This window comes from Lampropedia hyalina DSM 16112, from assembly GCF_900129055.1.
Classification (GTDB): domain Bacteria; phylum Pseudomonadota; class Gammaproteobacteria; order Burkholderiales; family Burkholderiaceae_C; genus Lampropedia; species Lampropedia hyalina.
Genome location: NZ_FQUZ01000044.1, coordinates 1 through 1,025, shown reverse-complemented (window position 1 = coordinate 1,025; position 1,025 = coordinate 1). Strand labels below are relative to the sequence as shown.

Annotated in this window: 1 pseudogene; it reads left to right on the top strand. The window is 57.0% G+C overall.

Going from position 1 to position 1,025, the window contains the following annotated elements:
- Positions 1-93: 93 nt before the first annotated feature.
- Positions 94-1,025 (top strand): annotated as a pseudogene (locus tag BUE21_RS14855) (hypothetical protein); the annotation flags it as partial.

Genomic DNA, 1,025 nt, shown 5'->3' with positions numbered 1-1,025 from the left:
ACTGTGCCCACTACGCCAACTGAGCCTACTGGCAGCACAGAGCCCACTGTGCCGACCACGCCCACCGAGCCCACCAGCAGCACGGAACCCACTGTGCCGACCACGCCAACCGAGCCTACTGGCAGCACGGAACCCACTGTTCCGACAACACCCACTGAACCCACCGGCAGCACGGAACCCACTGTTCCAACCACGCCAACTGAACCTACCGGCAGCACAGAACCCACTGTTCCAACCACGCCAACCGAGCCCACCGGCAGCACAGAGCCCACTGTTCCGACCACACCAACTGAGCCTACTGGCAGCACGGAACCCACTCTTCCCACTACGCCAACCGAGCCCACTGGTAGCACGGAACCCACTGTACCCACCACGCCCACTGAGCCTTCAGAGCCATCGTCTCTGACTGTCAAAATTGACAAAGATGGAACCATCTCAGGCTCCAGCACCAACGTCGCCCAAGAATCAAAAGTCACCGTAACCATTCGCGACTCCGAAGGCAACGAAATTGAACTGATTGCTGAAACCGATGCGAATGGCGATTTCCAGGTCACAATCCCGGAAGGCACCGCACTCGTAGATGGTCCCGTCACTGTCGAGGCAAAAACCATCGATCGAAATGGCTCTCCGATCAGCTCCGATCCTGTAGCGGGCGAACTTGACCTCATTGACAGCAACATCACCGCTGAACTGGTCGATTCAAATACCGCCATCGCAGGCTCCACCACTGACGTAGCCCCTGGCTCCGAAGTCACTGTCACCGTAAAAGATGCAGACGGCGATCAAATCGAATTGATAGCCATCGTCGATCCCAGCGGTAATTTCCACGTCAAGATTCCTGAAGATACATCGGTCAATGGATCTGTAACCATCGTGGCAGAAACCGTTGATCGCAACGGATCACCCATTACGTCCATCCCTGTAGAAGGTACGTTGCCTACACCCGATGATGGGGACGGTGATGCTGACTCGGATGCAGATGCAGATGCCGATGCTGACGCTGACGCTGACGCCGACTCGGATGC